This is a genomic window from uncultured Nostoc sp., assembly GCF_964245445.1.
Classification (GTDB): Bacteria; Cyanobacteriota; Cyanobacteriia; order Cyanobacteriales; family Nostocaceae; genus Nostoc.
The window spans coordinates 1-23,200 of record NZ_CAXTNE010000115.1 but is presented as its reverse complement, the minus strand read 5'-3'; the positions used below and the strand labels follow the sequence as shown (position 1 = coordinate 23,200).

Below are 23,200 nucleotides of genomic sequence, written 5' to 3'. Positions count from 1 at the left end.
AAAATACCACCTGTTGGTATAAAATATTAGGCTGTGGGCTTTTTTCTGTTGGGGGGCAGGGGAGCAGGGGAAGAAGAACTATTATTGACCCATGCCCCATGCCCAAAATCTAAAATTTAAAATTCCCGTGATCGAAACAGACTCATGATACAGAGCAAGTAAATTTATTTATGGAGAAGAAAAAAAATGTATGTAGTGATGCACTGCGCGTTCGCTTTTGGCGTCTCGTAGAGAGAAATACGGCGTCCGTTGACTTGCCCCTAAATTTATGTATGGGGATTACTAATTTTGAATTTTGAATTTTGAATTTTGAATTCGGAGCAAAGCGACGTGACACTCCCCAACCCTGGCAGCGTCTTGGCTACATTAACTGAACTGACTCAAGTTAATCGTACTCACGCCCTACTGCGTCGTGTTAAAGACTTATCTGTTAATGAATTTGTTTGCTTACTCGACTTCATAACTGCTGAGTTCCAGCAATTTCTGAGAGCTATTGAACTGATCAATAATGAAGCTCTAGAAACTATGTTGGAGAAGGTGCTAGAAGCTATCACACTCAAAATTGGTCAAATCCTGCAAGCAGAACACACAGCTATTTTTTTAGTTGACTATGACAAAGGTCAACTGTGGTCAAAAGTTCCTCAAGATAATACCCAAAAATTCTTAGAAATTCGGACTCCTATTACAGTGGGTATCCCCGGTCATGTTGCCAGTACAGGTGAATATCTCAATATATCTGAAACTTATACTCATCCCTTATTTAGCCCAGAACTTGAAAAACAAATGGGCTACAAAATCCATAATATTTTATGTATGCCTGTTATCAGTAGCAAAAACCAGACTGTAGCGGTAGTGCAACTGGCTAATAAAACCGGAAATGTTCCGTTTAATTCTGATGATGAAGAACGTTTTCGAGACTTCGCTGCTTCTATTGGTATTATTCTGGAAAGCTGCCAATCTTTTTATGTAGCCGCTCGTAATCAAAGAGGCGCAACGGCTTTATTGCGGGCAACTCAGACACTGGGGCAAAGTTTGGATTTAGAAGCAACTTTGCAGATAGTTATGGAGCAAGCTCGAATTTTAATGCAAGCAGACCGCAGCACACTGTTTTTATATCGTAAAGAGATGAGCGAACTCTGGACGAAAGTTGCAGCTGCGGCAGATGGCACAAACTTGATAGAAATCCGCATTCCCGCTAACCGTGGCATTGCTGGCTATGTGGCCTCCACTGGTGAAGCCTTAAATATTTCCGATGCTTATAAAGATCCCCGGTTTGACCCGACTACAGATAGAAAAACTGGCTATGTAACTCGTAATATCCTGTGTTTGCCAGTATTTAATTCGGCAAATGAATTAATTGGCGTTACACAATTAATTAATAAGCAACAAAGCAGTTTTACCGCTTCTGATGAAGAGTTTATGCGGGCTTTTAATATTCAGGCAGGAGTTGCTTTAGAAAATGCTCGTCTGTTTGAAAATGTACTGTTAGAAAAACAGTATCAAAAAGATATTTTACAAAGTTTATCAGATGCAGTGATTTCTACAGATATGGCAGGACGCATTGTTACAATTAATGATGCGGCGCTAGAGTTGCTAGGCTGTCCTATAAAAGATGCTAATAGTAAGAACAACAAGCTTTCGTGGGAACAAAATTTGATTGGTCGCCTAGTTTGGGAAGTTGTACCAATTGAAAATCTCCAAATGCGGCTAGAAGATAGTTTAAAAACTGGAGCAAAACATTATGTGCCAGAGCAAAGTTTGATAGTAGGAATTTTTCAAGTTAAGAGTGAGGAGTTAGAAGTTAAAAGTGAGACTCAAGAATCAAAATTCAGGACTCTGGACTCAATTTTAGCAGTCCGCGATCGCACTAACCCCGATGTGTTCATTCCCTGGAATCTACCCCTGACTTCCCAATCTGAGTTTCTTACTGCTGATGAGGTACAAAAATTAGAACGTAGTACGAATCTCACTGTTAATCCCTTAACTAACCCAGAAGGCGGTGTCCGGGGTGGTTTGGTGGTGTTAGAAGACATCAGCCAGGAAAAACGGATGAAAACTACCATGTCCCGCTACCTAACGCCCCATGTAGTCGAACAAGTTATGGCTTTGGGGGAAGATGCTTTAATGGTGGGTGAGCGCAAGGAAGTAACTATCTTGTTTTCTGATATCCGGGGTTACACCACACTTACAGAAAATATCGGTGCAGCTGAAGTGGTATTGCTGCTCAATCAGTATTTTGAAACGATGGTAGAAGCGGTTTTTAACCACGAAGGCACTCTCGATAAATTTATTGGTGATGCCTTAATGGCGGTATTTGGTGCGCCGCTACCACTTACAGAAAATCATGCTTGGAGGGCTGTGCAGTCAGCATTAGATATGCGACAACGGTTAGAGGAATTTAACCGACGGCGAATTATCCAGGCGCAGCCACAAATTCATATTGGCATTGGGATTAGTTCTGGGGATGTGGTTTCGGGTAATATTGGTTCCCGCAAACGCATGGATTACACCGTAATTGGAGATGGCGTAAATTTGAGTTCGCGTTTAGAAGCGGTAACTAAGGATTACGGTTGTGATATAATTCTAAGCGAATTTACTTATCGGCTTTGCAGCGATCGCATTTGGGTGCGCCAGTTAGATAAAATTCGAGTCAAAGGGAAACACCAGGCTGTAAATATCTACGAGTTAATTGGCGATCGCACCACCTCTCTAGATGCCAAAACTCAAGAGTTTTTATTTCACTATCATACTGGACGCTCCGCTTATTTATCGCGCAACTTCTCACAAGCGATCGCCTGTTTTGAAGCCGCCAAATGTATCCAACCCCAAGACCAAGCTGTTGATATCCACCTAGAACGGGCGCGTAATTACCAACAAGCGCCGCCCCCAGAATCCTGGGATGGTGTCTGGACAATGCTTACTAAATAGTCATTTGTCATTTGTCATTGGGTATGGTTCTTGCCCTTGTCCCCTTCAACCTTCAACCTCCCCCTGGTCATTCTGAAACGGATCTTCGCCAATTCTTAGCTCTTTTTTTGAACGTTTCAACTGTTTCCATAGATCCTTTATTTGTTCGTAAGCTTCACCTGGAGGAAGTTTTCCACCTGTTTCTAAGTTGCAAATGTAGCTTACTCGTTGGGCAAATTCTTGTAGATTTGCATTAAAAACCAAGTTTTCTGGCTTTACCTGACCGTAGTAGCGGCCGCGAGGGTAAAGAAAATCATCCTTGTTCACTATTTTGTTCTCCAATTTATTAAACTCCCCTTGTGTTTAAATCTCTAAAGCTGAATCATTAGCTCCCCTGATCTTTAATTTCCCAATTTGCCGTGGTCAGACTGCGGGAACTCGAACCATCGAACTGCTTTTCCAATTAATGATGGGGAAATTGGTTAATTTAGATTTTGAGACTAGAAAATAAAGCTTGAAATACTTTTACCGTAAAAGTTACAAAAAAAGTTTCTGCTAAAGTGACTAAAGAAAATATTTGACTTACCTCCCAGTTGTCAATTTATCTTATCTTAATTTATGAATTTCTGACTGTAATTAACTTCAGTTAAAACCCTGAGTTACAGTATACGAAAAAATACCCGTGTTATCTAGTAATTATCATTTTTGCAAAAATAATTACAGATTTTTGCGAGTGAAAGTACTTAGGAAAATTTACTACACGTTAAAGCCAATTGTCGTCTGTTAAAAGTTAGAGATTCAGTTGTGGATCTTTAGCAACTTTCTGCTGGACCGTGACCAAAAACAGGTAAAGGGAAAGGAGAACAGAGCGGAAAAATTTTCCTCTGTGCCCGTCTGCCCTCTTCTTGCGTTACGGGTTCCTGCCATAGACCTCTGCCCAATTAACCGTATCCTCGCACCCTCCTAAATAATCATCAATGGCTAATAGTTAATAACTAAAGATAAAATGGTGAAGCCTTAAAGGACAACTTTTGTCCATCGCCTAGAACTTTACCTGCCACCATGTCTGTTAATTCCAAGTTATACGAAGGCAAAGCCAAAATTCTCTATACAACAGACGATCCGGAAGTCTTGTTGGCTGATTTTAAGGACGACGCCACAGCGTTTAACGCCCAAAAACGTGGCAGTATCCAACACAAAGGAAAGATTAATTGTAGCATTTCCAGCCAGCTTTTTAAACAGTTGGAGGCAAATGGTATAAAGACTCACTTTATCGACAGCCCTACTCCAAATCAGATGCGGGTGAAAGCAGTAAAGATTTTACCCTTAGAAGTAGTTATCAGAAATATTGCTGCTGGCAGTTTGTCTCAGCAAACAGGCTTACCAGTGGGTACAATTCTAAAACAGCCAATGGTAGAGTTTTATTACAAAAACGATCACTTAGGAGATCCTTTGCTGACACGCGATCGCCTGTACCTGCTAGAACTAGCGACTGCGGAACAAGTAGACGCAATTACACATCTAGCATTGCAAATCAATGAATTTCTCAAGAATTTTTGGCAACGATGCGGCATTACTTTAGTAGACTTCAAACTAGAGTTTGGTTTGGACTCACAGCAGCAGTTGCTCTTGGCAGACGAAATTAGCCCCGACACCTGCCGTTTATGGGATACCGCAGAACAGGACTCAAACCGCCGGGTAATGGACAAAGACCGCTTTCGCCGGGACTTAGGAAATGTAGAAAATGCCTACCAGGAGGTTTTACAAAGAGTGCTAAAAGCAGTAGAGAGTAATAATTAAGTGGGTAAAAATCAATTAAACTCGTGTGGATTGTCCAAAGTCTAATTGTCAGTTGTCCTTTGTTATTCACCAACGGCTAATGACTAATGACCAATGACTAATGACTATTTGTGATGGTGTGTGTGTGGTCGTGAAGAGGAATTATAAGTAAAATGCGTTTATCTCCCATGTTGCTGGCAGCAGTAGCAATTACAGTCCCTTTGGGCGGTTCATTGAGTGCAAATGCAGAAACCGCCAACAGTTCAAAACAGACAACAGAAGTTTTGACACTAGAAACAAATCAGCACCCAGAAAAGGATACTGGTCAGGTTGATAGTAAAAGTTTAGAATCTCGACCTAATCCCGCAAGGGTTATGGAGGCGGATAAATCGCACATTGTCGCAGTTTACCCTGTTAATCCAGGAGCGATGCCTGCGGCGGGCTACGCCTACGCAACCCCAGAGGTAATCGTGCCAACCTTCACAACGCCAAAAACTGCACAAACCCCTCAAATAGATCCTAACTCTACTCAACAGCCGTCTCCCGCTCCAGACATTCCACCGCCAGAAATTCAACAACCAACGCCTTCTCCAACTCCTGAGACTACTCCAGTCCCAGAAAATGTCAACCCACCGACAACGGAACCTTTATCACCCACAACTCCAGAACCATCTACCGCTCCCGATGTTCCATTCCCAAATGGTCAACAAAGAACACCTGCCCCAAGCCCAGGTGCGACTCCCAGTCCGCAAAATGTTAACCCGCCGACAACTCCAGGAAATGCTCAACCCAACACAGTCCCAGAAGCCAATGACCCCCGCGTATTGGTGTCGGAAGTAGTAATTAGAGCACAGACTGGGCAACTACCACCAGGACTAGAAGACCAAGTTTATAGAGTAATTCGTACCCAACCAGGACGAACGACAACCCGCAGCCAACTGCAAGAAGATATTAACGCCATCTTTGGTACTGGTTTCTTCTCCAACGTGCAAGCAGCCCCAGAAGATACCCCCTTGGGAGTGCGGGTGAGCTTTGTTGTACAGCCTAACCCCGTCCTAAGCAAAGTAGAAGTGCAAGCCAATCCTGGTACTGGTGTTGCCTCAGTACTCCCAGCTAATACTGTGGATGAAGTATTTCGGGAGCAGTATGGCAAAATCCTTAACTTACGTGACTTGCAGGAAGGCATCAAGCAGTTAAACAAGCGGTATCAAGACCAAGGTTACGTACTAGCTAACGTGATTGGAGCGCCACAAGTCTCTGAAAACGGAGTTGTAACCTTGCAAGTAGCAGAAGGTGTAGTAGAGAATATTAGAGTCCGGTTTCGCAATAAAGATGGTCAGGAGACAAACGAGAAAGGACAACCAATTCGGGGACGGACACAGGATTACATCATTACGCGAGAATTGGAGTTGAAGCCAGGACAAGTATTCAATCGCAACACAGTACAAAAAGACCTACAGCGCGTGTATGGACTAGGACTGTTTGAAGATGTGAATGTCTCTCTTGACCCTGGTACTGATCCCAGCAAGGTGGATGTAGTAGTGAATGTAGCAGAACGCAGCAGTGGTTCTATTGCGGCTGGTGCAGGGATTAGTTCTGCTAGCGGACTTTTTGGAACAGTTAGCTATCAACAGCAAAACCTGAACGGTAGGAACCAAAAACTGGGAGCAGAAGTACAGGTGGGAGAACGGGAACTGCTGTTTGACCTGCGGTTTACAGACCCTTGGATTGCCGGAGATCCTTACCGGACTTCCTACACAACCAATATTTTTCGCCGTAGTTCCATTTCGTTGATCTTTGATGGTCAAGATGAAGATATAAGGACGTTTGACCCAGGTAATCCTACTAATACAGATGCTCAGGATCGCCCCCGGATTCTCCGTCTAGGTGGTGGTGTTACCTTTACGCGTCCCCTCTCTGCCAATCCTTACAAAACTTCTGTATGGACTGCCTCAGCAGGTTTACAGTATCAACGAGTTTCTGCGCGTGATGCTGATGGCAATCTCAGAAAAACAGGAGCTGTATTTGATGATGATAACGGTAACCGCATCAGCGAGGAAATTCCATTAACCTTATCTAGCGGCGGTCAAGACGATTTACTACTGTTGCAACTGGGAGCACAGCGCGATCTCCGTAATAACCCATTGCAACCCACTAGCGGTTCTTATCTCCGCTTCGGAGTTGATCAGTCGGTTCCCGTCGGGCTAGGCAACATCTTACTCACCAGATTTCGAGGCAGCTACAGTCAATATTTACCCATCAAGCTGATTAGCCTCTCCAAAGGCGCACAAACCTTAGCATTTAATCTGCAAGCAGGAACCATCCTTGGTGACTTGCCTCCTTACGAAGCCTTTACCCTTGGAGGTAGCAACTCCGTCCGGGGTTATGAAGAAGGAGCATTAAGCAGTGGACGCTCTTATGTGCAAGCATCAGTAGAGTATCGGTTTCCAGTTTTTTCAGTAGTCAGTGGCGCACTATTTTTTGATCTCGGCAGCGATCTGGGAACTAGTACTAGGGCGGCTGAAGTTTTGAATAAAAATGGTAGTGGCTTCGGCTATGGTCTTGGCGTTCGCGTCCAGTCTCCACTGGGGCCAATTCGGATTGACTACGGTATCAACGATGATGGTGATAGCCGAATTAATTTCGGTATTGGCGAAAGGTTTTAATTTGTCATTAGTCATTAGTCATTGGTTACTGGTGAATAACAAAGAACAAAGGACTAATGACACTCTCTTTTCCTAATTAGCTTGCTAATTTTAACATTTACCTCAATACTGTTCCGATAAAGGAATTAATTACATTTTTAGGGGAATATCAGGGATTTTACCAAAATAGACGATGAAGAATACTAAAGGAAATATACTGTCTTTTAGGCTATGCAACAGCACACTCTAGCTGGGGAAATCACCCAAATAGGGATGGGATTGCATAGCGGTGTTAGTACCCAGGTGCGGATACTACCAGCTGAGGCGGGAAGTGGACGTTACTTTGTACGGGTAGATTTACCGGATTTGCCGATCATTCCAGCCCAAGTTGCGGCAGTTAGTCACACTGTTCTCTCAACTCAGTTGGGCAAGGGTGAGGTAGCCGTCCGCACGGTAGAACATTTGTTGGCTGCGCTTTCGGGTATGGGTGTGGATAATGCCCAGATTGAAATTGATGGTCCAGAGGTTCCACTTTTAGATGGTTCAGCAAGTGTATGGACAGCCAATATTGCCCAAGTTGGCTTAGTATCACAACCCGTTAACAACCAAGTTCCTAAGGCTATTACAGAACCAATATGGGTCTATCAAGGCGATGCCTTTGTATGTGCCCTCCCAGCACCAGAAACCCGCTTTAGTTACGGTATTGATTTTGACCTGCCTGCCATTGGTAATCAATGGCACAGTTGGTCGCTAACCACTGAACTAAAAAAAGCTTCTGCTAGCTTTGCTGCGGAAATTGCTCCCGCCCGGACTTTTGGGTTACTGCATCAAATTGAACACTTACAAAAAACAGGGTTAATTAAAGGTGGCAGTTTGGATAATGCACTCGTTTGTGGACCAGAAGGGTGGCTAAATCCACCATTAAGATTTGCAAATGAGCCAGTCCGTCATAAAATCTTGGATTTAGTAGGAGATTTAAGTTTACTAGGAACTTTTCCTATTGCTCATTTCTTAGCGTATAAAGCCAGCCACAATTTACACATTCAACTGGCTCAGAGAATTTTAGATTTTGGATTTTAAATTTGATTTAAAGTTTACAATCCAAAATTATTAAGGCTTTCGATATACGCCTGCCTACTCAACTTTCAGATAAAAAATTAACCACACGGCCAATGTCAATCCTCACTGAAGTGAATACCATTACACCTACATCTACCGAATCACAGGCTATAAATGAGACTACAATTATATCTGAGATTAAAACAACCTTTACATCTGAAGAAATTCAGAAATTGCTACCCCACCGCTACCCATTTTTACTTGTAGACAAAATAATTGATTACGTTCCAGGTAAAAAAGCTGTTGGAGTAAAAAACGTTACTATCAACGAACCCCATTTTCCAGGACATTTCCCAGGACGTCCACTGATGCCAGGGGTACTAATTGTCGAAGCAATGGCCCAAGTTGGGGGCATTGTTTTAACTCAAATGTCTTCGGTAGAAGGCGGACTGTTCGTCTTCGCTGGTATCGATAAAGTCCGTTTTCGCCGCCAGGTTGTACCGGGGGATCAACTAGTAATGACGGTGGAACTGTTATGGGTAAAACAACGTCGTTTCGGTAAGATGCAAGGTCGTGCCGAAGTTGACGGTCAACTTGCTTGTGAAGGGGAATTAATGTTTTCTCTAGTTAATTAAAAGTTTGCTTTCGTGGTATTGGCATAGCCGTGAAATGCCCTTACTGAATCCTGAAAAAGGATCGCAGTTAAAAAAAATCCACAACAGCATCTGAATAATTTATTGATTTTCGACGCCCTCTTTACGAGACGCACTCACGAACACACTTAACTTGCTTTGCCCGACACTTTCGTTCACTGAAATACTTCACGCTCAACAATGCCAGTCGCCTCAATGGGATGGCAGTCAGTATAACTCTCTTAACCAGGGTAACGCACTGCTTTAAAAACCCCACCCGGCGCTGGCTTATCAAGACAGTTCTGGAGATTCACCCTTGAAAACGCTAATTCATCCAACTGCTGTAATTCATCCAAAATCGGAACTCCACCATACAGTGCAAGTCGGTGCCTATGCTGTGATTGGAGCGCATGTCAAAGTGGGCCCTGAAACAATAATCGGCGCTCATGCTGTGCTAGAGGGACCTTGTGAAATTGGGGCGCAAAATCAGATTTTTACAGGTGCAGCCATCGGCATGGAACCCCAGGATCTCAAGTTTGTGGGAGAACCAACCTGGGTCAAAATTGGTGATAACAACTTGATTCGTGAGTACGTTACCATTAACCGCGCTACTGGTGCTGGTGAAGCAACAGTGATTGGTGATGGTAACTTACTGATGGCTTATGTTCATGTGGCTCATAACTGCGTGATTGAAGACCAGGTAGTAATTGCTAACTCTGTGGCGTTGGCGGGTCATGTGCATATAGAGTCACGCGCTAGGTTGAGTGGGGTTTTAGGTGTCCATCAATTTGTGCATATTGGTAGACAGGCAATGGTGGGAGGCATGGCACGGATTGACCGGGATGTGGCCCCATATATGCTAGTGGAGGGAAATCCGGCGCGGGTACGAACCCTCAACCTTGTCGGACTTAAACGGTCTGGTATGGACTCAACAGATTTGCAAATGCTCAAAAAAGCCTTCCGCATTCTCTACCGCTCTGATTTGCCCTTTAAGGATGCTTTAGAAGAGTTGGAATTGTTAGGGGATAGCGAACAGTTACAGCATCTGCGACGTTTTCTGTTACTTTCTCAGATGCCAGGAAGGCGTGGCTTGATTCCCGGTAGGGGAAAAAAAGGCGTGAGTGATGAGTCGTGAATTATAAGTTAGGAGTTAGGAGTTAGGAGTTGATGACTCAAATTTTTAATTCCTCACTCCTAACTCTTCACTTCTAACTATTTATTTCCTAACTTTTAACTTTAATTATCAAATGCGGATATTTATCAGCACTGGCGAAGTATCTGGCGATTTACAAGGGTCGCTGCTAATTACAGCGCTGAAGCGTCAAGCTGTAGCGATTGGGTTGGAATTAGAGATTGTGGCGCTGGGTGGCGAAAAAATGGTGGAGGCTGGGGCAATTCTGTTGGGAAATACCAGTAGTATTGGCTCAATGGGTATTCTAGAAGGTTTACCTTATCTTTTACCGACCCTCCAGGTGCAACGTCAGGCGATCGCTTTCTTAAAACAAAATCCACCGGATTTAGTGGTGCTGATTGATTATATGACTCCCAATCTAGAAATTGGGACTTATATGAAACAGCAATTACCAGATGTGCCTGTGGTGTATTACATTGCTCCCCAAGAGTGGGCTTGGTCAATAAGTTTGCGTAGAACTAACCGGATTGTTGGTTTTACAAATAAGCTGTTGGCAATTTTCCCACAAGAAGCCCGTTACTTTCGTGAGAAAGGGGCAGAAGTTAGTTGGGTAGGGCATCCTTTGGTTGACCGAATGCAAGATGCTCCTAGTCGCCAAGCAGCTCGTGCAACACTGGGGATTGCACCAGAACAAATTGCGATCGCACTTCTCCCCGCCTCTCGTCGCCAAGAACTAAAATATCTTTTACCAGTAATATTTCAAGCCGCCCAAACGATTCAAGCGAAATTACCTGAAGTTCATTTCTGGATACCCCTGTCGCTGGAAGTCTATAGACAGCCAATTGAACAGGCTATTGAGCGTTACGGTTTACGGGCGACAATTATATCAGGCCAACAAATGGAAGTTTTTGCTGCTGCTGATTTAGCCATTAGTAAATCTGGTACTGTCAATTTAGAACTTGCTCTGTTAAACGTGCCGCAAGTTGTAGTTTACCGCCTAAGTTCTTTAACTGCTTGGATAGCTCGTAACATCCTTAAAGGTTCTATAACCTTTGCATCACCAGCTAATTTAGTAGTAATGAAGCCGATTGTGCCAGAATTTTTACAAGAGCAAGCCACACCAGAGAATATTATCCAAACGGCGATGGAACTGCTACTCAATCCCAGTCGCAAAGAGCAAACTTTGATAGATTATCAAGAAATGCGGCAAAGTTTAGGAGAAGTTGGGGTGTGCGATCGCGTTGCTCAAGAAATTTTGCAAATGGTGCTGGGGAGTAGGGAGTAGGGACTGGGGACTGGGGAAATTTTGTATATTTATTTAATACTCAATACCCAAAATACCCAATACCCATTCCCTAATTCCCAATACCCAATCTCTTTAGAGGTGTCATGGCTTATGAGATGAAAAAACAAAGAGCGATCGCAGTTGACTTATTCGCTGGCGCGGGGGGTATGACTCTTGGCTTTGAACAAGCTGGCTTTGATGTGCTAGCGTCTGTCGAGATTGACCCCATCCACTGTGCAACACATGAGTTTAACTTCCCTTTTTGCTCAGTGTTATGTAAAAGTGTTGTGGATACAACCGGGGAAGAAATTAGGAATCGGTCTGAGATTGGCGATCGCGAAATTGATGTGGTAATTTGTGGCTCACCATGTCAAGGGTTTTCTCTAATTGGGAAGCGGGCTATTGATGATCCCCGAAACTCTTTGGTGTTTCACTTTCATCGGCTGGTTTTTGAGCTAAAACCAAAGTTCTTTGTAATGGAAAATGTCCGGGGGATTACAGTTGGCGAACATAAACAAATCCTCCAATCCTTAATTAGCGAGTTTAGAATTCGTGGCTATAAAGTCGAAGAAAATTATCAAATTCTCAACGCTGCACATTATGGAGTACCACAGTCCCGTGAGAGATTATTTCTTATGGGTGCAAGGGAAGATGTAGAGTTACCGAAATACCCTCAGCCGATTACTAAACAATCATTACCAAATAATTTAACTTCTAAAAAAATATCTAATATCCCATTGAGTCCTACAGTATTGGATGCAATTGGAGATTTACCTGAAATAGAAAAATATCCAGAGTTATTAACAAGAGATTGGGTTGTAGCAGAATATAAAAAGCCTAGTAACTATGCTCTTGTACTTCGCGGTATCAAATGCCTAGACGATGATTATTCTTATAAGCGAGAATATGATTTGCGAATACTTTCTTCAAGTTTAAGAACAAAACATTCTGCGGAAACTATTCAACGTTTTCAGGAGACTCAACAAGGCGAGAGAGAAAAAATTAGTCGTTTTTATAAGCTACATCCTGCTGGTGTCTGTAATACTTTAAGAGCGGGAACAGATAAGTATAGGGGTTCTTTCACATCTCCTAGACCAATTCATCCAATTACGCCGCGCTGTATCACCGTTAGAGAAGCGGCGAGATTGCATTCTTACCCTGATTGGTTTAGATTTCATGTAACTAAATGGCACGGATTTCGGCAAGTTGGTAACTCTGTACCACCTTTACTAGCAAAGGCTGTGGCGGCAGAAATTATTTGCAATTTGAATATTTCGCCTTTTAAACCGAGTTTTGGATACAAATTGGGAGAGGAAAAGCTATTACAATTTAATATGTCGCAAGCGGCACAATATTATCAGCGGGACTGGTAAGTTGTAATACAGCAGAATTCAGAATTCAGAATTCAGTAGCAAAACACGCTTTATACCTGAGTAACAGACTTAGCTTGTGTACCTCACCAACTTGAAATCTGCTGTATCTGCAAGATTTCATTATCTCAACCCATCGTAAAACCTTTCAACTAGTTAGACAGCCTCTCCACTACTAGCCAGTTTTTTCTTGAGTATCTCTTCCATTTCTCTTAAATTCTCATTAGTCTTAGGGAATGGATATGTCGGACTATTAGGACTTCCCCGTTTGATTAATGCCTCAATGGCTTCATCATCTTCACGATGAGCTAAAATATATGCTTTAAGTTCTTGACGGGACATTTTGCTAAAGTCGGGCTTCGTCATCGTTAAACCCCCATTGACCATCGGAAAAAATTAGAATTTTTAGGCTCTCAGTCACACCAGCAAGGATAAACACGGTCTTGGTGTTTTGGGTGTACCGAAATAATATGGATAAGCTGATATCCATTTGAGAGCATTTGTCACACTCTGACGCAGGCAAGAGCCTGTTGTGCGGTAGGCATGCAATTGTATTTACATGATAGCGAGTAAAACCATACCGTAAAAAGGATGCTGATTTAAAGTGATCCAACTATTTAACATGAAGCTGGGCAACGCCTACCATACAATTTGGCTTGATTTGATAGTTTGCAGCTTGATTTGGGCATTTTTTATGGCGGGTTGTACTAAGTCCAAGCACGGAAAAATGTACTATCTTCCCAGATATTAGCAGTCCGTTGTGCGATCGCTGTTAATTCTTCCTTTTTAAGAGGCACAAAAGCCCGCGCTATATTGACATTATTCTCTAATTGTGTGACTGTCTCTGCGGCAATTACACAACAATGAACTCCAGGCTGAGACATTGTGTAACCCAAAGCTTGCTCCATACCTGTCAACCCACCTGGTTTAAATAGCCGACCATAAGCAGGGACTTTCATCGCAATCACACCGACATTTTTTTCTTGAGCAACTGGTAGAACCACCGGAACAAATGGACGTGGGTGGTGTTTGTCGGCGGCATTCACAGGAATCAGTGTAGTGTGGAAAGGATAGCGACGCAAGCCTTCGGCAATCACTTGAGGGTCGTGATGTCCGGTAATACCTGCAAAGCGCACCAATTTTTGTTGTATGGCTTCTTCTAAAGCTTTAATTGCGCCAGATGGACTAAAAATGGTGTCGAGTTCTTCAGAAAAAGAAACATGATGCAACTGCCATAAATCGAGATAATCTGTATTGAGACGTTTAAGCGATCGCTCCAATTCTCGCCATGCACCATCCCGATCTCTTTGATCAGTCTTACTTGCTAGAAATACCTTTGAGCGATAGGGTGGTAGCACTTTGCCTAAATAATCTTCACTCGGCCCATAACTAGTTGCTGTATCAAAGTAGCGAATACCAAGTTCCAGCGCTCTTTGAATAATTGCCACAGCATCACCCTCTTTTCCTTCCCAGGATAGTGGCGTTTGTCCTGCTCCTCCTAACCCGAAGATCGGGAGTTTTACTTCCGTGCGTCCTAACACCCGTTCTGGCATAGTTGCTGGTGGTGTTGCGGTGTTGGTAATATTTTGCCCAAAAGCATTAGTTGCCACAATACCTCCAGTTACAGCAATGCTAGTAATTAAGAAATTACGCCGCGTCTTTCCTTCTGTCATCATTGGTTTTGGGGAAAAGTACTCTTGTTCTCAAATTTTAGCTAGGGATAATTAATTGGATATCTTTCTAAAGCATAGATTCATTACATTTCATCAGGATAGGTAAAGATAAAAGCGATGCCTACGGCGGCAAGCTACGCACATCTTAATTTGTCGTGTTATTAAATAAATTAATGTCATTGATGTAATTTCCATCCCAGCTATGTTGTATGACTTTGGATTCCTTACAACAGCGACAATGGTTACAAGATTACGAGTCTGAAGGTTTAGGAATTAGCATTCTTTCTTGCTGTAAAGTAGCCAAATTAGTAGAGAAAAAGAGAATAAATCTACCTTTGGTTGTTGATAAATGGCTAGAAGTTGCTTTAGCTTATTATGGTGTACAACTATTAAGTTTGTTTTTGCCAATAGTAATTGATGCAACTCAATTAAGCGGCTTCCATAACGACCTGTTTGACTAACTGATTGTTGCTATAGCCAAATTTTATGATTGTCCTTTGTTAACTGCGGATGGAAAATTTCTTAACTATCCTGATATGCTCCCCTCTTAAGTAGTGTTAGAACTTGATTACTAATTCACCCCAACTTATCTCATCTGCTTTGCGCTAATTCCGCTTTATTTGCTCCGTAATTCTGTTATGACCTCGAAAGATCTTGTTGCCTCACCCGTGAATGGATTGGTTTTATCCGAAGAAGCCTTTTTCTTTGAGCGATCGCTCGATCTGCTGTCGGTCATTGGTCTGGATGGCTACTTTAAGCGGATCAACCCTGCATTTACCCAAACCCTTGGCTACTCAGAAGCAGAATTATTAGCCAGTCCTTTTCTGAACTTCGTGCATCCAGACGACCACTCTGCCACGTTAGCAGAAATGGAGAAGTTGAAAACCGGAATACCAACGCTCAATTTTGAGAATCGTTACCGGACGAAGGATGGCTGCTACCGATGGCTGGGGTGGACAGCATCACCGCAGATTGTCCGAGGATTGATATACTGCGTTGCCCGTGACATGACCCAGCAGAAACAGACCGAAGCCGCTCTACAACGCGCCAACCAGGAACTAGAACAGCGCGTTGCCGAACGGACTGCCCAGTTAGAACAGGCAAATGCAGTCCTGGCAGAACGGGAAGCCTTGTATCGAACGCTAACACAACATATCCCCAATGGCGCGGTTCACCTGTTTGACCATGACCTGCGCTTTTTGCTCATTGAAGGTAGCGAAATCAAACAATTGGGATTAGATGGAGCGGCACTCATGGGGCAAACCATTTGGGAAGTCCTGCCTCCAGAAACCTGTGAGCAAATTGAACCGATGTATCGTGCAGCACTAATGGGCGAAGTTTCAGTTCAGGAAGTGCTTTACTCCAATCAAATTTATGAAGTACATACTTTGCCTGTACGCAATGAGCAGGGTGAGATTTTTGCAGGCATGGTACTCTCCCAAAACATGACACATCGCAAGTGGGCAGAAGCAGAGTTACAGGAAAGCAGAGCAACGCTGCAAAGGCAACTGGCTGAGATTGAAAGCATCTACCAGTCTGTTCCAATCGGGTTGAATGTTCTCGATACCAACCTACGCTTTGTACGAATTAACCAGCGATTGGCAGAGATCAATGGATTTTCCGTAGAGGAACATATTGGACGAACAATTCGAGAGTTACTGCCTAATATCGCGGATACTACCGAAGAGTTGCTGCGTCCTATCTTAGAAACGGGAGAACCGTTACTAAACGTCGAAATTCGGGGGAAAACTCCGGCACAACCGGGAGTAGAGCGTGTCTGGCTGGAGAGCTTTTTACCGTTAAAGGATGGCGAGCAGATAATTGGCATCCATACCGTTTGTCAAGAGATCACCGAGCAGATTCAGATCGATGAAGCCCTGCGCCAGAGTGAAGAACGATTCCGCACAATGGCAGACAATGCACCTGTAATGGTTTGGGTCAGGGATGCCACCGGATATTGCACCTATCTCAGCCAAAGTTGGTATGAATTCACAGGGCAAACTGAAGCAACAGGGCTGGGGTTTGGTTGGCTGAATGCGATGCATCCAGAGGATTTTGCATTTGCTCGAGAAACATTTATAAGCGCTAATATCCATCACAAAGCCTTTCGAGTAGAATACCGTTTACGCCGTCACGATGGTGAATATAGTTGGGCAATTGATGCAGCAAGTCCCTGGTATGAGGCAGATGGGCAGTATAAGGGCTACATCGGCTCAGTTATTGATATCACCGATCGCAAACAGGCAGAAGAAGCCCTGCGGCGATCTGAGGAACGCTATCGCGTGCTGTTTGAAACGATGGAAGACGGCTTTTGCGTTATTGAAATGTTGTTTGATGCAAACAATACGCCGATTGATTATCGTTTCTTAGAAATTAACCCTGCATTTGAGCAACAAACCGGACTCCAACAGGCAGAGGGTAAAACGTTACGCCAACTCATTCCCAATATGGAAGAATTCTGGTTTAAGACTTATGGCAAAGTGGCTCTAACGGGTGAACCCGTTCGCTTTGAAAATGGCTCTGAGGCGCTGAATCGCTGGTTTGATGTTTATGCGTTTCGCATTGAGCAGCCAGAGAGACGCAAAGTGGCCATTCTGTTCAAAGATATTAGCGATCGCAAACAGTCTGAGAAAGCCCTGCGGGAGAATGAAGACCGTTTGCGGATGGCGATCGCCTCTGCCCAATTGGGAACTTGGGATTGGAATCTGATTACAGGAGAATTGAAATGGGATACTGGCTGCAAAGCCATGTTTGGGCTACCGCCCGATGCCGAGAGTAGTATAGAGACGTTTTTTGAGGGCTTACATCCCGATGATTGCGATCGTCTTCAGCAAATTATTCAAGAGGCGTTTAACCCAGCATCGGGTGGCTCTTATGATGCTGAGTATCGAACCATCGGCATTCAGGATAAAGTTGAACGCTGGCTAAGAGCGAAAGGGCAAGCCTACTTTGATACAAACGGAAAACCGCTTCGCTTCATTGGTACGGTGTTGAATATTACGGAGCAAAAACAAACCGAAGCGCAATTAATTCATGATGTTTTTCACGATTCACTAACTGGACTGCCAAACCGTGCTTTATTTGTCGAAAGGTTGGAGCAGGCGCTGGTGCGAACAAAGCGTCATTCAGACTACAGATTTGCTGTCCTGTTCTTAGATGTGGATCGCTTTAAAGTTATCAACGATAGTCTTGGTCATATAATTGGGGATCAATTGCTAACGGCGCTGGCACGCAGATTAGAAATGTGTGTCCGTGTAGGAGATACAGTTGCCCGCTTAGGAGGAGATGAGTTCACAATTCTATTAGATGATATCAAAGATTTAAATGATGTAAAAAATGTAGCGAACAGAATAAATGTAGCTTTGACAGGAGCTTTCAATCTTAATGGAAACGAAGTAATTACTACTGTAAGTATTGGTATCGCTTTAGGCACAAGCACTTATAATCTGTCAGAAGAACTCATCCGTGACGCTGATATTGCAATGTACCGTGCTAAAGCATTAGGAAAAGCACGCTATGAAATATTTGATTTTAGTATGTACAGTCAAGCTGCCCAGTTATTACAGTTAGAAATGGATCTACGACGGGCAATTGAACGCCAGGAATTTCAGGTTTACTATCAGCCAATTGTCTCATTAGAAACTTATCAGATTATCGGCTTTGAGGCTCTTGTGCGCTGGCAACATCCTGAAGATGGATTTGTTTCTCCAGAAAGGTTTATTCCTTTAGCAGAAGAAACTGGGCTGATTGTGCCGATTGGTTATTGGGTGTTACGCGAAGCTTGTCGTCAGATGCGGGCTTGGCAATTGAAATTTCCTACTAACCCAACCTTAACCATCAGTGTAAATATTTCTAGTAAACAGTTTTCCCACGCCAATTTGATTGAGGAAATTCGCCAAATTCTGCTAGATTCTGGTCTACAAGGCAGCAGTTTAAAGTTGGAGATTACTGAAACCGTACTGATGGAAAATTCAGACTCAGCGACTGCTATGCTTTTGGAATTACAACAGATGGATATTCAGTTACATCTAGATGATTTTGGCACAGGTTATTCATCCTTGAGTTACCTGCACAATTTTCACTTTAGTGCATTAAAGATTGATCGTTCATTTGTTATCAATATTGGTGCTAATGGAGAAAACTTGGAAATTGTTCAGGCGATTATTTCCCTCGCACAAAATCTTCGCATAGATGTAATAGCCGAGGGTATAGAAACAAGAGAGCAATTAACACAGCTTCAAATTAAAAAATGCAAGCACGCACAAGGATATATTTTCTCTGGGCCACTTGATAGCAAGTCGGTAGATATATTAATCGCATCTAGCTTGTACTTTCAGCTAAATTAAGACCTGTTATATTTAACGTCTATGTTCAGCTTTGATTCCGCGATGCTACCAATCCTAAATGTCGGAATATTGTATTTCATTAGGATATGTGAAAATAAGAGCGATGCTACGGCGGTAAGCTACGCACTGATTTTTACAGTTTATACCAATTCTGTATGAAGATGCGCTAAACCATATTTAAGTACAAGAAATAAAAACGAACCGCAAAGTACGCAAAGGACACAAAGGAAGGAAGAAAGAAGTTAAAAGGGTTTGGTGCAGCCTCATAAAGAAATGGTATTAGCTTTGAGGTGCGATCGCGCTTTGTTTTCTAGCCTTTATTATTTAACTAAACTCGCTGGAGGTAGAAATAATGTTCATTTTCGATACACTTGAGCAACTCTTGCAACTTCCTAAGTCGGTTAGTCCCATCCTGATATTCTTTTTTTGAAGGCGAGTCTCCAAGCTCAGTTAATACAGCATCGCTTTCGCGGATTATCTCCTCAACTAGAAAACTTCTTAGCTTCTTACGATTACCTTTACTTAACTTAACCAAAGGTATTTTTTCCTTTTCACCCTCTACTAAAATTTTTATAGGTACAGATTTGCCTATTTTAGAAAAATCAGATTTCGCCAACCACTCATAAATATCTTCTGCTACTTCTACGCTGCGTGGCGGTTGACCGTTTGTTGTATAAAAGTGATGTCTAACATTAGCCTTCCTCCTGAGCCTCACGCTCCATAAACTCGCTTTCAGGAATATTTTGTTAAGATGAATGAACGGAGTTTATAAATGTCGTATTCCTTTTTCTAGTTTACCTTTGCGGTAGTCTTTAACTATTGCCTCAATTAATCTAATCATCATTGTTAGCTAATTTTAAAATCTCATCAATTTCATCAGAACATTGTGCAGCTTTCATCCAAATGGTTTGTACTATAGAATCAAAATTAAAATAAACTTTTCTCCCTTTCAACTCTGGAAACAAATTTATAATTATTTGCTCTAAATATTCATTGTATATAATATTATGGAACCTTTTATCAAAACATTGGAAAGAAAGTTCATAGTAAAACATATTTTTCTTAATCAATTCACTCAAATATGGACACACATGATAATCTTTTGATTTTTCAAACAGCTGAGTTGCTAATTTGGCTGAGGCTATAACACTAAGTAAGTCCATATAACTAACACCTACACTTAATCTGGCATTAACTTTGATGAATTCATTGATACAATCGTGAGCTAAATTTGTTTTTAGATTTCGTACTTCAGACTTGACGTTATTTATCAACAGCCTTCTAGCTTCTTCTTGCTGTATTTTCTCAATATTCTTTTCTTCTTCTTGCTGTATTTTTTTCAATCTTTCTTCTTCGGCCTTTTTTTCAGACTCTAATTTCCGTTTTTCTGTGTCATATTTACCGGCTGGTGTTCCTTGATAGATGTTATAAGCTATCATCGCTACAACAAATGTTGTTAATGCAAACTGCCAGTTAATAAATAATAGTATTAACGAAGCTAATAGAAGTAAACCGCCTAGATTAGCCCATTTTTCTCCCTCTAATGTGTTTGGTAATTTTGAATTTTTACTTTGTCTAGAGGGTTGCAAAATCTTGCTTTCTTCTGTGTTTAAGCTTGAAAGAGGTATCTGACTTGTGGCATTTTCTTCTACATGTAAAGACGACGAATTCTTTTGTACTACTAGCTCAAACTCTTGGTTCCAAGCTGGAAATTCCTCACCTGTTTGTCGTCCGTAAATCTTTACTCTCTCAATAGATGCAGCACCTAAGCCAATTATACCTTTGCGGACAAATGCAACCAAGGCTTGCTGATTTGGCACTTGGGCAGATTCTAGCATTACCTGTAAGCAAGCATCCTTGAGTGCTACTTTTACACTAATGCCCTTGGGTTGTAATTGACGGTTCATCAGAGATGCGATCGCTTGTGCATCTCCCTGTTTTGCAAGTTCTAAAAGATTTGGCTGTGTCATAACCAATAAATCCGAAAATCTAAGAAAATATCTTCTATCTCAGGGTTCCCTATTTCCAGGTAAAAACAACATTTTAAAAATCTTTGAACTCCTATAGTAAAAATATACTTGAATTTATTATAATTGCTGCAAAAACACCAATTTTAGACTATTTTTCTGCGCCTCTGAGTGAGTCTTAAACACTAGCGTTCCTTTGTAATTACAGAACTACCATTACTAATACTTACTTTTTGAATAAGAACTTCAGAACAAGATGATAAAATATCAGTGCTGATTTGATTAGCAATCAATTCAAAATCTTGGTTTGTTAATCCCTGTGCAGTATCGCCACTTAAATTAATACAAATAGTTAGGGTTTGAGGATTAGTAGAAGAGTGTTCATTATCTACTCCTTCTAGTTCAGCTTCTGCTATGCCTAAATTAAACTCTTTACTCCAAGCTGGAAACTCCTGGCCAGTTTGTTGTCCGTAAACTTTCACTATTTCAATAGACGCAGACCCTAAAGCGGTTAACCCTTTGCGGATAAATGCAACTAAAATTTGCTGATTTAGTACTTGGGGAGATTCTAGTATTACCTCCAAGCAAGTATCTTGAAAGGCAACCTGTGCGTTGATCCCTTTGGGATGTAGGTGGCGGTTCATCAGAGATGCGATCGCCTGTACATCTCCCTGTTTTGCAAGTTCCAGAATATTTGGCTGTGTCATAACCAGTAAAAGAGAAAATCTAAAAAAATAAACTTATATTCTCAGGATTCCCTCTTGACAGCCTTAAGTAACATTATGATGCAAGATATCAGCTAACCGGGGCTAAAATGTCTAGGATAAAGATAGTCATTCACAGACTTTTGCAAAAAATAGATTTTCCCTGTATCAACATCAAAAACTCTTGTTTTTGTGCTTGCCATAACAGGATTAATATTAATCAGTTTAATTCTTAATTCAAATTTTCAATATGAAGTTTTATCGAGATCATGCTTGGCCCTCGACGCTGGAGGAAGCCATAGTTATCCAAGAAAAGCTGCGCGATCAAGTAATTACTGAGGATCAACTGCAAGAACCTATCCAGTACGTTGCTGGAGTGGATATGGGTTTTGAAGCTGATGGAACCATTAGCCGTGCAGCTGTCGCGGTACTGAGTTTTCCTGATTTGCAAGTAATCGAGACAAGCCTAGCACACCGTCCTACGACCTTTCCTTATGTTCCTGGGTTCCTCTCATTTCGGGAAATTCCAGCTGTTCTCGATGCCCTAGAGAAGATTAAAACAACACCAGATATTATCTTGTGTGATGGTCAAGGAATTGCCCATCCCCGTGGATTAGGTATAGCTAGCCATTTAGGGTTACTTATAGATATGCCGACAATTGGTGTAGCCAAGTCGTTGTTAGTTGGCAAGTATGAGGAATTGTCAGAAACAAAAGGCAGCAAGCAACCACTTATATATAAAGGGGAAACGGTTGGGGCAGTTCTACGCACACGCACAGGAGTAAAACCTCTCTACATCTCCAGTGGTCATCGAGTTAGTTTAGCTACGGCAATTAACTATGTATTACGCTGTACGCCCAAATATCGCCTGCCAGAAACTACGCGCATCGCTGATAAATTAGCATCGGCGAAGTGAAAAAGCAGGGGGCAGGGGAGAAAAACCACGCCACTTGCAGGTGTTGCTCTCAACCCTCGGCATATTTGGAGCAAGGGAGCTTTTGGCCACAATTCGGCTTGGTTTATACCTTTTCCCCTGCCTCTTATAAAGCTTGTTGAAGTTTTTTCTAAATACTTGCTTGTACCGACTTAATCGTGTTAGGAATCGCACAGAAAGAAGTTGAAGTAGCTAAATACGATTTACGAAGTTAGAACAATGAACGCACTAACTTTACAGTGGCACGATGCAGGCCAAGATAAAACTCAGAACATTTACGAACAACAGCCAAGTAAAAATCTTGGCACTGTCCGCATCGGTCGCGATCCCCTCCGGTGCGATATTGTTCTGAGTCACCCCACTGTCTCTGGTTTACACGTTGAAATATTTTTTCATCACCAGCAACAGCGCTTTTATATTAGGAATTTGCGATCGCAAAATCCCCCCCTTATCGATGGACGACAATTAGTCCAAGGTGAAATGCCTTTAACTCAGGGCACTAGTATCTCTTTGGGACAAATAAAACTCAACGTTACTAGCGTTTCCACGGGTAGTATTCCAGCAACCATTTTGCTGCCACCACATCCACCAGTACATATTGGACATCACCAGTATTCACCAACACCAGGAGTTTATGGCTTAGAATGCCCCAAATGTCATAAAGTTTCCCCAGGAGAAAATCTACAAATTGGCTGTCATTGGTGTGGGACATGGGACTTCCAACAAATAAAATCCCCAGTGTATAAGAATGATAATCATTATATAAA

At 42.3% G+C, this 23,200-nt stretch carries 19 protein-coding genes; 12 read left to right on the top strand and 7 right to left on the bottom strand.

The window, feature by feature from the left end:
• Positions 1–330: 330 nt before the first annotated feature.
• Positions 331–2,928: a GAF domain-containing protein gene (locus tag ACFE90_RS19490; RefSeq protein ID WP_375503372.1), complete on the top strand. Its 2,598-nt coding sequence runs from the start codon at positions 331–333 to the stop codon at positions 2,926–2,928.
• A 45-nt stretch (positions 2,929–2,973) separates the two neighbouring features.
• On the opposite strand, the gene ACFE90_RS19485 is transcribed toward ACFE90_RS19490, so the two are convergent.
• Complete coding sequence (locus ACFE90_RS19485) at positions 2,974–3,249, bottom strand: hypothetical protein (protein WP_181374200.1); 276 nt, start codon at positions 3,247–3,249, stop codon at positions 2,974–2,976.
• A gap of 720 nt (positions 3,250–3,969) precedes the next feature.
• Here ACFE90_RS19485 and purC point away from each other — a divergent pair.
• The 7 genes from purC (at position 3,970) to ACFE90_RS19450 (ending at position 12,812) form a co-directional block, all read left to right on the top strand.
• On the top strand, positions 3,970–4,707 hold the full coding sequence (gene purC, locus ACFE90_RS19480) for a phosphoribosylaminoimidazolesuccinocarboxamide synthase (protein WP_375503370.1): 738 nt from the start codon (positions 3,970–3,972) through the stop codon (positions 4,705–4,707).
• A gap of 152 nt (positions 4,708–4,859) precedes the next feature.
• The gene (locus tag ACFE90_RS19475; RefSeq protein WP_375503368.1) at positions 4,860–7,352 is read left to right on the top strand and encodes a BamA/TamA family outer membrane protein; all 2,493 of its coding nucleotides are present in this window, start codon (positions 4,860–4,862) and stop codon (positions 7,350–7,352) included.
• A 210-nt stretch (positions 7,353–7,562) separates the two neighbouring features.
• Positions 7,563–8,411, top strand: a complete 849-nt coding sequence (gene lpxC, locus ACFE90_RS19470; RefSeq protein WP_375503366.1) for a UDP-3-O-acyl-N-acetylglucosamine deacetylase — start codon at positions 7,563–7,565, stop codon at positions 8,409–8,411.
• A gap of 92 nt (positions 8,412–8,503) precedes the next feature.
• Entirely contained in the window at positions 8,504–9,025 is a 522-nt protein-coding gene (fabZ, locus tag ACFE90_RS19465; protein WP_375503364.1) for a 3-hydroxyacyl-ACP dehydratase FabZ, read from the top strand.
• 313 nt (positions 9,026–9,338) lie between these two features.
• Positions 9,339–10,157 (top strand): acyl-ACP--UDP-N-acetylglucosamine O-acyltransferase, encoded by an 819-nt coding sequence (gene lpxA / locus ACFE90_RS19460; RefSeq protein WP_375503362.1) that lies wholly within the window; start codon positions 9,339–9,341, stop codon positions 10,155–10,157.
• 112 nt (positions 10,158–10,269) lie between these two features.
• The gene (gene lpxB, locus ACFE90_RS19455; RefSeq protein ID WP_375503360.1) at positions 10,270–11,439 is read left to right on the top strand and encodes a lipid-A-disaccharide synthase; all 1,170 of its coding nucleotides are present in this window, start codon (positions 10,270–10,272) and stop codon (positions 11,437–11,439) included.
• Positions 11,440–11,555: 116 nt separating this feature from the next.
• A complete protein-coding gene (locus tag ACFE90_RS19450; protein WP_375503358.1) occupies positions 11,556–12,812 on the top strand; it encodes a DNA cytosine methyltransferase in 1,257 nt (418 codons plus the stop codon).
• A gap of 153 nt (positions 12,813–12,965) precedes the next feature.
• Here ACFE90_RS19450 and ACFE90_RS19445 read toward each other — a convergent pair whose 3' ends face one another.
• From ACFE90_RS19445 to ACFE90_RS19435, 3 genes are all read right to left on the bottom strand, one after another.
• The gene (locus ACFE90_RS19445; protein ID WP_375503356.1) at positions 12,966–13,175 is read right to left on the bottom strand and encodes a DUF6887 family protein; all 210 of its coding nucleotides are present in this window, start codon (positions 13,173–13,175) and stop codon (positions 12,966–12,968) included.
• Positions 13,156–13,299: a DUF6888 family protein gene (locus ACFE90_RS19440; protein WP_375503354.1), complete on the bottom strand. Its 144-nt coding sequence runs from the start codon at positions 13,297–13,299 to the stop codon at positions 13,156–13,158. Before ACFE90_RS19440 ends, ACFE90_RS19445 begins: the two co-directional genes overlap by 20 nt.
• A gap of 217 nt (positions 13,300–13,516) precedes the next feature.
• Entirely contained in the window at positions 13,517–14,482 is a 966-nt protein-coding gene (locus tag ACFE90_RS19435; RefSeq protein WP_375503374.1) for an aldo/keto reductase, read from the bottom strand.
• Between the two features lie 209 nt (positions 14,483–14,691).
• Between ACFE90_RS19435 and ACFE90_RS19430 the strand changes: the two genes are divergently transcribed.
• A complete protein-coding gene (locus ACFE90_RS19430) occupies positions 14,692–14,943 on the top strand; it encodes a hypothetical protein (RefSeq protein WP_375503352.1) in 252 nt (83 codons plus the stop codon).
• Between the two features lie 177 nt (positions 14,944–15,120).
• Positions 15,121–18,828, top strand: coding sequence for a PAS domain S-box protein (locus ACFE90_RS19425; RefSeq protein ID WP_375503350.1), 3,708 nt, complete (start codon positions 15,121–15,123; stop codon positions 18,826–18,828).
• Positions 18,829–19,156: 328 nt separating this feature from the next.
• Here ACFE90_RS19425 and ACFE90_RS19420 read toward each other — a convergent pair whose 3' ends face one another.
• The 3 genes from ACFE90_RS19420 to ACFE90_RS19410 all read right to left on the bottom strand — a co-directional run bounded on the left by ACFE90_RS19420 (position 19,157) and on the right by ACFE90_RS19410 (position 21,502).
• The gene (locus ACFE90_RS19420) at positions 19,157–19,543 is read right to left on the bottom strand and encodes a hypothetical protein (protein ID WP_375503348.1); all 387 of its coding nucleotides are present in this window, start codon (positions 19,541–19,543) and stop codon (positions 19,157–19,159) included.
• Between the two features lie 118 nt (positions 19,544–19,661).
• A complete protein-coding gene (locus ACFE90_RS19415; RefSeq protein ID WP_375503346.1) occupies positions 19,662–20,798 on the bottom strand; it encodes a hypothetical protein in 1,137 nt (378 codons plus the stop codon).
• 182 nt (positions 20,799–20,980) lie between these two features.
• Positions 20,981–21,502 carry a hypothetical protein gene (locus tag ACFE90_RS19410; protein ID WP_375503344.1) on the bottom strand — a complete coding sequence of 174 codons (522 nt, stop codon included), beginning with the start codon at positions 21,500–21,502 and terminating at the stop codon, positions 20,981–20,983.
• A gap of 247 nt (positions 21,503–21,749) precedes the next feature.
• Here ACFE90_RS19410 and nfi point away from each other — a divergent pair, with 247 nt between their 5' ends.
• Complete coding sequence (gene nfi, locus ACFE90_RS19405) at positions 21,750–22,415, top strand: deoxyribonuclease V (protein ID WP_375503342.1); 666 nt, start codon at positions 21,750–21,752, stop codon at positions 22,413–22,415.
• Between the two features lie 237 nt (positions 22,416–22,652).
• A partial coding sequence (locus ACFE90_RS19400) for an FHA domain-containing protein (RefSeq protein WP_375503340.1) occupies positions 22,653–23,200 on the top strand: 548 nt, incomplete at its 3' end.